This window comes from bacterium, assembly GCA_022616075.1.
Classification (GTDB): Bacteria; Acidobacteriota; HRBIN11; order JAKEFK01; family JAKEFK01; genus JAKEFK01.
This window is the reverse complement of record JAKEFK010000299.1, coordinates 1-5,298: the sequence shown is the minus strand read 5'-3', so window position 1 is coordinate 5,298 and position 5,298 is coordinate 1. Positions and strand designations below refer to the sequence as shown.

Genomic DNA, 5,298 nt, shown 5'->3' with positions numbered 1-5,298 from the left:
TCATAGTGAACCCTTTGCCGAACCGGTCGAAGTCAGCGGCCATTTGAAATTGATCGCGTGGATTTCGATGGATGTTCCTGATACGGATTTTCAAGTGTCGGCTTATGAGATTGCGCGGGAAGGGAAAAGCATTCTGCTGAGTGAGGATCTTCTTCGCGCGCGGTATAGAGATTCACTTTTGCACGAGAAGCTGGTCAAGCCTGGAGAAGTGAACCGGTATCAGTTTGATTCTTTTCCTTTTATCTCACGCAAAATTGCGAAGGGTAGCCGGATCCGGCTGTTGATTCGTTGCCCGAATACCATCTATCTTCAGAAGAATTACAATTCCGGCAGGATTGTTGCGCAAGAAAGCGCGAAGGATGCGCGCACGGCTCACATCCAACTTTTTCATGACAGCGATCATCCCAGCTCTCTCGAGCTTCCCATCGTGAAGTAATTACCGGAGGCCCAATCAATCCAAAGAGAACGGTAAACACCTTTGCGTCAGCATCCTTTCTGCATGACATGGGCTCCGAAATGGTATTTTCCGTTTGGCCATTGTTTGTGACGAATGTGCTGAAAGCCAACATGTCGGTGTTGGGCTTGATCGATGGAGTGGGGGACGCCGTTGTTTCGATCTCGCAAGCGGCATCCGGTTACATTTCGGATCGCGTACAAAAAAGAAAAATTTTTGTTTGGTTAGGATATTTGTTTGGAAGCATGGCTCGCATCGGCTATGCTCTGGCGCCATCCTGGCAGGTTTTGATTCCGTTTCGGATTCTGGATCGCTCAGGAAAAATGCGGGGGAGCCCGCGCGATGCAATCATCTCCGATGTTTCTACGGATCAAAACCGGGGACGCAACTTTGGTTTTCTCCGGGCAATGGACAATCTGGGCGCAACGGTTGGAACGATTCTTTCCATTCTTCTGATTCAAATGCTTGCTTACCGCTCGCTTTTTGCGCTTGCCGCAATTCCCTCTACATTCGCTGTGATTCTGATTGTTTTTATGACCAAGGAACAGAAGACGGAACGAAAGATATACCGCGGAGTGCGGTTGAGTGATTTTGGCGGAGACCTGAAAGTGTTTACTGTTTCCAGCGGACTCCTTGCGTTAGCTTCCTTCAGTTATTCATTCCTGCTGGTTTATGCGTCGAGGGAAGGTTTTTCAACGCCCATGGTTCCGGCTCTGTATCTGGCTTTCAATCTGGTTGCGGCATTGGTCTCGCTTCCGTTTGGACGCCTTGCCGATCGCATCGGCAGAAAACCGGTTCTGTATCTGGCCTTCGTTTTCTGGGGACTGGTGAATGTTGCCTTGATCGTTCAAGGTGGCAAGACCGGAATTCTTTTAGCTTTCGTGTTGTATGGATTGCATAAGGGGAGTCTGGAGCCTGTTCAAAAGGCGTTTGTTGCTGAGCTCGCACCGCGGGAATTTGTTGCGAGCTCCCTCGGTGGTTATCAGATGGTCATCGGTTTGCTGAGCCTTCCGGCGTCCCTTTTCGCGGGACTCTTGTGGGATGAAGTTGCGCTCACAGCGCCCTTCTATTTTTCGCTGGCTCTAACCGCGCTCGCTTTGCTTGTTCTATCGTTCGTGAGGGAGCGGAGATAGATCTCCCCGATGGTGTTGGCTAGTGTCCTGCTTCCATTATATTATTTGGGAATGTTACGGTGAGGTTTCCTGTTGCTCCGCTTGAATGAGTGTTATACTCTCACCACGATCAGGGGCGCATTATAGGTGCTATGCCAAAAGTAATTCTTGTAAATCCGGCGAGTGTAACTGTCGGATATAGTTTTATCGCTCCCCGGTGGCTCTATGTCATTGCTCAAGCTACGCCCGTCGACCTCGTCGGTGATCCGGTGCTTGTGGACGAATCGTTGAACCTGTTTGACCCGGAAATCGTGGAGCCGGGGGACATCGTTGGAATCGGAATCACCACCGGTAACTGCAATCCAGGTTATCGAGTGCTCCGGGATGCAAAGAAACGAGGTGCAACCGTAATCGTTGGCGGCATACACGCGACGATTTTTCCGCAGGAGCCGATGGAGATGGGGGCGGATGCTGTCATTACCGGCGCCGGAGATGTTGTCTGGGGAAAAGCGGTTCGGGACGCATTGGCTGGACAACTGAACAAGCTGTATGTCGGAGGAAAAATTCCGGGGGATCAGCTTTTGACAGGCAGATGGGATTTGCTCGATCCTCACCGGTACATGTTTGCGTCCGTTCAGACGGTTGCCGGTTGTCCGGAGAATTGCAGCTTTTGTTCCGTATGGGTTACGGATGGCCGCCAGCCGCGTCAGCGACTCACAGACAAGATCATCGAAGAAGTAAATACTCTTTACGGAATGGGTTTCCGTTATGTGATATTTGCGGATGATAATTTTAATCCTGCTACGATCGGTAGAATTCAACGCGAGACCAGTCCGAGTAAGCGAAAGGAACTCGAAAGGATTCGCGAGGAACGCCTGCAGTTCTTTGAAGAATACAGCAAAGCTGTTCCGCGGGACATCTACGGATTCACTCAGATGACTGCAGAAGTTGTAAGCGATCCTGAATATCTCAGAGGGATGTACGATAAGATGCGAGTTCGCGCAGCGCTGATCGGCGTGGAATCCTTTTCGGCGGAGGGACTCGAGGCCGCAAATAAACAGTGGAATCCGGTCGGCGAAAAAATGGTAGAGACGATACGGACCATTCAGCAAAATGGAATTTTTGTACTGAGCTCGATTATCTGCGGTCTGGAAACGGATACCGTTGAAACCATTGCGACCATGCGGGAATTTGCGAAAGCATCCGGTAGCTTGCTTGCGCAATTTACACTCTACAGTCCCTTTCCCGGCACCGTGGATTTCTTTGAAATGATGCAGGATTACAAAAATGGATTGCAAAACTCTTCCGTTCCACCAAAACACAAGAACAAGATCCTGTACGATCGCTATTGGACAGATCCGAAAAAACCTGCCGTTCTGATTCAACACCAGAACATCGACAGCACTACGCTGGTCAAAGAGATCAGAAAGAGTTGGGCCAGCTTTTACAGCCTGAAAGAAATTCGCAAGCGCGCAGCGGCAACAAAGTGGCCTGTTATGGGGAAAATCTGGTACACGCTCGCTTGTCTGGGATTCAAAGCTCTCTATGCCGGTTCCGGTTTCTCAGCTGATTCCGTTAAGACCCGGAAAATGAAATTCCTTCCCTCCCTGGCCCTTAAGAGCGCGGTCTACTTTCATAACAGTTTCTTCCGCAAACAAACCACTTAGATCTGGCCAGATATGGGGATAAAAACTGGTTTTATCTCCCTATCTAATTCAAATCTCCTCTGATCTCCCTATCAATTGGCCTGGATTGGTTCAATCCGGAAAACACCGTCTACGGAGATGGAATTGTCGACATAACCGCCCTGATCGATTTCCAGAGGCGCGCAGGTCCATGTGCCTCGCCCGGTGCCGTTTCGGTTCATCGTCACATCGAAACGCGCCAGCTCCCGCCAGAATTGATTCGATGCAGTCTCATTCACCGGCGCGATCAGTGCAGTGGCCCCGGTTCGTATATTTAGATGCGCCTCCATTTCTCCGAAAGCGTCGGCAAAAAAAGCAAAACCGTTTCCTTGTTCGTCAAGAATCCTTCTAAACGCCTCTCCTCCGTGAACTCCTTTGTACACAACGCGGTTTGCATCTCGAAACGTCTCGCTTCGCAGCTCGAATGTAAAATCGAGACGGCAATCGACAGTTGTTCCTTCACTATCGGTTCCCGAAGCCTGCGCTTCCAGTTTGAAGTTGGCGGGAAGGGACTCTACTCTATTAGATCCAACGCCGTCATCATCGTTACATGCCGCGGCGGTCAGGAAGACCAGAAATGCAAAAACAATTTTACAGTTCACTGATGGTCGCGTGGAATCGTATCTTGCCATGTTTTTTCCCGGACGAGTTTGCCGTCCTGAAGAAGTTTGCGTTTGTAGCTGTAGTAAAAATTCTTGCGATCGCTGCGGAAGGATAGCTCCGCTTCCCAGGTAAGAACTCTGTCTTTGAGCTCCACGGTTATGTTGTGCTTGCCGAGCAACTGAGTCTTCTCCGGATGATCGTCTGATGTTTCGTGAACGATTGTTTCCGTGTAGCGCTCTGTTCCCCATGGGTACCGGGTTCCACCGCTGTTCGTGGCCCGAATTTTTGTGCTGCGACTGGCCGTATCTCTTTCAACAGTTCCTATTTCTCCATAGCCGGAAATTGTTCCCTCATCCAGAGTTATAAATTCCGGAAGGTCCTTCTCTTTTTCAGGTGGAAGGAACGCGGCTGGCACTGGTCTTTTTTCAAAGGGCACGATCGGCAATATAACTTTGGTCCCTCCTAAATATAACGAAGTGGTTACTTGATCAGGAGCCGGCCAGAACATTGGCCACTGTGCGTTACTGACCGAAAGACGGATTCGGTGATTTTTCGGAAAAACCCAGGAAGTGAAATGCATTTCAATCGGCAGCGTAAAAGATGTGCCGGGCTCCAGCGATTTTGGATTTTTTGCGGATTCCCGATGCGTTCCATTAAATCCTGCTCCTGCTACAAGAGTTACAGTTCCATCCGGTGCTACATCGGAAAGACGCGCGAACCAGTTTGCATGCGGCGCATCCGAGGAAACATTTAAAACTGCTTGAGGCAATCCAAGGATTTCCACATCTTCTTTCAAAGCATCCGTGTCGTACACAAGACTGAAGGCGTCCGTAGGCCGTTGATCGGGCGCAACATCTCCCCACCACATCACAGGACCGCTCGCTTCGATTCCAGTTGTTGGAATATTGCGAAGTTTGTGTATATCCGATTGTGGGGGCCTTTCTAATAACGTATGATTCGGCTGCGGATAGAACGTGTGCGAGCGGATTCGCTGGATCGGCCAACCATCTTCCCAGCGCCATTTGCCAGGTGCTTCCTCAAGAGTGGGAACCGGCGCGTGCCATTCGCGAACAAATACTGCGAAACGTGGTTCCTTCATGATTCCGGTGTCCTTGCCTTTTAGCCAGTGGTCATACCAGCGGACCGCTTCGTGTCGCCATTCGATTTCCGGTTTCGGATAAGCATCATGCGGAAAAGCATGTGACCAGGGTCCGATGAGCGCCTTGACCGGAGCTTTTAGATTCTGCAGCATGCGTGGAATGCTGTCGCGGTAACCATCATACCAGCCGCCGATTACAAACGTTGGGACACGAATGGAATCGTACAGTGCTTTGAGAGTCGTGCGGTCCCAGAACGGGCCATCACGCTGCTGCCGCTTATACGTCATCATCCAGGGTTGCGTATCGAACCTGTTGCGAAAATAAGCTTCATCGATCACATAGTC

The 5,298-nt window shown here is 50.3% G+C and carries 5 protein-coding genes; 3 read left to right on the top strand and 2 right to left on the bottom strand.

The genetic code is table 11. From position 1 onward, the window contains the following. From L0156_24085 to L0156_24075, 3 genes are all read left to right on the top strand, one after another. On the top strand, positions 1-436 hold a 436-nt coding region (locus L0156_24085), incomplete at its 5' end, for a hypothetical protein (protein MCI0606079.1). Between the two features lie 80 nt (positions 437-516). Next, positions 517-1,587, top strand: coding sequence for an MFS transporter (locus L0156_24080; protein ID MCI0606078.1), 1,071 nt, complete (start codon positions 517-519; stop codon positions 1,585-1,587). A gap of 131 nt (positions 1,588-1,718) precedes the next feature. Then, positions 1,719-3,233: a radical SAM protein gene (locus L0156_24075; protein MCI0606077.1), complete on the top strand. Its 1,515-nt coding sequence runs from the start codon at positions 1,719-1,721 to the stop codon at positions 3,231-3,233. A 71-nt stretch (positions 3,234-3,304) separates the two neighbouring features. Here L0156_24075 and L0156_24070 read toward each other — a convergent pair whose 3' ends face one another. Both L0156_24070 and L0156_24065 read right to left on the bottom strand, forming a co-directional pair. Further along, a complete protein-coding gene (locus L0156_24070) occupies positions 3,305-3,853 on the bottom strand; it encodes a hypothetical protein (GenBank protein MCI0606076.1) in 549 nt (182 codons plus the stop codon). Beyond that, positions 3,850-5,298: CocE/NonD family hydrolase (locus L0156_24065; protein ID MCI0606075.1), on the bottom strand; the 1,449-nt coding region annotated here is incomplete at its 5' end. The genes L0156_24065 and L0156_24070, both read right to left, overlap by 4 nt.

Coding starts and splice junctions, on each gene's coding strand:
- L0156_24075 (MCI0606077.1), top strand. CDS start 1,719: ATGCCAAAAGTAATTCTTGTAAATCCGGCGAGTGTAACTGTCGGATAT.
- L0156_24080 (MCI0606078.1), top strand. CDS start 517: ATGGTATTTTCCGTTTGGCCATTGTTTGTGACGAATGTGCTGAAAGCC.